Genomic DNA, 2,544 nt, shown 5'->3' with positions numbered 1-2,544 from the left:
CACGGAGGATTACGGACCCTAGGCGCCCAACCAACCGCGCCGGCGGCGCGTGAACCGCGCCAGCGGCGTACGGAACACTGACGGGATGGATGAGATGGGTAGAGCGGCGGGGGTCACCGCGGCCGGGGTGCGGGAGTCCGATGGGTGGCTCGTCGAATGGTTGCGGGCGGAAGCTGTCATGAAGCCGGCGCGGCCGGGATGGGTCTATGGGAGTGCTTCCGCGCTACTCCTGGCACACGGCAGGCTGTTCACTCCGGCTCCGTGGCCGGATGGTGGGCCTCCGCCGGGCGAGCCGGGGAAGTGCTTTATTGAGTCCGTCCAGTACGCGCGGGATTCCGCCGGCGGGCTGGCCTATGTGGAGGGGTGGGCCTGGGATACGGCCTTTCCGGTCGAACACGCGTGGTGCTCGACGGGGGCCGGGGTGGTGCGTGATCTGACGTGGCCTCGGCCGGGGGCCGCTTACCTCGGGCTGGCGCTCGACGGATCGGCGGCGGCCTCGCTGATGAGTCGGCACGGGCTGGCGATCGTGCACGGCCCGGACGGCTTCGTGTCGTCCATCGGCGCGTCCTGGATGCGTGACGGCGTGCCCCCGGGCCTGCTCCTCGACATCGGGCGCCCAATTCCTGCCCCCGCCCTGCCGGACTGCGGCCCGTGAGCTACCGCCGGGCGTCGCGGGCCTTGGACATGATGCGCTCGGCGGTCCGGGTGCTCACGGCGTAGCGGGCGGCGAGCTCGGCGGCGGTGACCGGGCCCCGGCGGCCGGCGTCGGCGGCCTCCAGCTCGGCGCCGACTTCAGGAATGCGGGGGTCGGGGCGCCGGGCTCTGGGCGCTTTGTCCTTTGCCCCAAGCTGCCGACCGCGCTGGTCGGGCCGGGCGGCCTCGGCCTCGGCGGCGGCACGGGTCCACCATCGGCGCCCGTGACGCTCCACCCCGCCGTCCATCCGGCCGGTGGCCGCGTCGGCCCGTACCGTGGACGCGGTCACGCCGATGATGGCGGCGGCCTCGGTGTCGGTGAGCAGATCCGCGGGGCTCGGCCCCTTGGGAAGTGCCGGGATCGGTTGGCCTGCCAGATAGGCGTCTACTTGGGCCGCGTCGTACAGGAGCGGGCGGAGCATCCCCCGGAGGGGCTTCACGGCCTTAGAGAACGCGGCGTGCCGCGTTCTTTTCCATGTGGATGGCGATGTCTTGGCGCGGGCGGCCACGGCGTCAAGATCGAGCGTGGGGCGGCCGTGGGGAATCACTGGGGTGGGCTCCTTCAAGGTGGTGGCGGTGTGAGCGTACGGGGCGCCGTTCGCACGGCGGGTGACCGGCCCCGCGGCAGCGCGGGGGCCGGCGGCTCGATGCCGCCGGCCCCCGCACCCGGGCCCGGCCGGGACCTGATCAGCGGTCCTCGGCTCCGGTGATGGCGATCAGGGCGGCGAGCCCTTCCCATGAGTGGTGCCAGGACTGGTCAAGGCAGTACGACCCGTTCATTCCGTGATCCGCGAGCAGAAAGAACCGCTCCTTCCCGGCCCGCCGGGCGAGCCTCTGAAGGATGCCGTTCGGTACCCGGCGGTCGGCGGCATAGTGCGTGATCCCGGACACCGCGAGTGCTGCGGCAACGGCGGCGGGGTGGAGTCGGACGTTCAGAACCCGGGCACCGATGATCAGCGCGGCACCCTGGGTAGCGGTGTAGGTGAGGCAGTGGCGGGCGCACGCGCGGCGGCCCTCGCGGGTACGGAAGACGTGCACGCTTCCGTCCGGCGCCTTGTACGTCACCGGGGCCGCGTCGGTCGCAGCCTTCGCCTGAGCGTCCGCATCGGTCTGAATCCAGTGGTCGGCGGCGTCGGCGGCGATCCGCAACAGAGCGTAGGCGCTGGCGAAATGGGCAGGGGCGCGGTTCATCGGTGGGTCTCCTTCGGTCTGTGGCGAGTGGCAGCGCTGGGGCAGCGCACGGCGTTGGTGTGCGCTGCGGGGCCCGTCCGGGCCCGGGGCGGAACGTGCTCCGCCCCGGGCTGGCTGCTACTGGCGTTCAGCGCGCTCGCGCATCTGGCGGACGATTGCGCGGTGAGCGGGCGCCGCGTCGTCCCAGAAAGCGATTTCGGCGGCGTCCGCGATGTCCTCGGCCGTGGCGTTGAACTGCCCGGCGGCTCCCGCGAACAGATCGGCAATGGCTCCGGCCAGGGCATCCATGTCGCGCGGGTCGGCGTCGGGGCCGGGCACCCGGGGAACGGCGTGCGGCTCCTGTCCGCCGTATGCGGCGTCCGCCCACACCTCGGGGAGCATCGGCGCGTAGTGGCGCTTGAATGCCTTGGTGAGCACGGCATCCGCCGTGTGCCATCCGTCGGCAAGGTGCAGGATGCTGGTCACCGCCGAAGTGATCTCGCACGCGCCCGTTGCAGATCCGGCGCGGGCGGCGATGTCCGCGAGCCTCCACCCGCGCCGGGCGCGGTCCTCGGGGGTGTCCTCCGGTGCGGCGTCCGCCAGATGACCGCGAACGAGCATCCGACCGATCTCGATGCTGGCTGCGGCCGGGTCCTTGAAGGTCGTCATTTCGGGCCTTTC

The 2,544-nt window shown here is 72.4% G+C and carries 4 protein-coding genes; 1 reads left to right on the top strand and 3 read right to left on the bottom strand.

All coding sequences use genetic code 11. The annotated features are described in order from the left end of the window. Nucleotides 1-424: 424 nt before the first annotated feature. Nucleotides 425-655, top strand: a complete 231-nt coding sequence (locus tag FF041_RS22660; RefSeq protein ID WP_153524512.1) for a hypothetical protein — start codon at nt 425-427, stop codon at nt 653-655. Nucleotide 656: 1 nt separating this feature from the next. On the opposite strand, the gene FF041_RS22655 is transcribed toward FF041_RS22660, so the two are convergent. The 3 genes from FF041_RS22655 to FF041_RS22645 all read right to left on the bottom strand — a co-directional run. Next, a complete protein-coding gene (locus FF041_RS22655) occupies nt 657-1,115 on the bottom strand; it encodes a DNA-binding protein (protein ID WP_153524511.1) in 459 nt (152 codons plus the stop codon). A gap of 265 nt (nt 1,116-1,380) precedes the next feature. Next, nucleotides 1,381-1,884, bottom strand: a complete 504-nt coding sequence (locus FF041_RS22650; protein ID WP_153524510.1) for a hypothetical protein — start codon at nt 1,882-1,884, stop codon at nt 1,381-1,383. 117 nt (nt 1,885-2,001) lie between these two features. Beyond that, nucleotides 2,002-2,544 (bottom strand): hypothetical protein (locus FF041_RS22645; RefSeq protein ID WP_194292129.1); only part of this gene is annotated, 543 nt, incomplete at its 5' end.

This window comes from Streptomyces jumonjinensis (assembly GCF_009600885.1).
Classification (GTDB): domain Bacteria; phylum Actinomycetota; class Actinomycetes; order Streptomycetales; family Streptomycetaceae; genus Streptomyces; species Streptomyces jumonjinensis.
Note: the sequence above shows the minus strand (reverse complement) of the source record. Positions and strands in the feature narration are given on the sequence as shown.

Excerpts from the sequence above, each read along its gene's own strand:
- FF041_RS22655 (WP_153524511.1), bottom strand. The coding sequence starts at position 1,115 with ATGCTCCGCCCGCTCCTGTACGACGCGGCCCAAGTAGACGCCTATCTG.
- FF041_RS22650 (WP_153524510.1), bottom strand. The coding sequence starts at position 1,884 with ATGAACCGCGCCCCTGCCCATTTCGCCAGCGCCTACGCTCTGTTGCGG.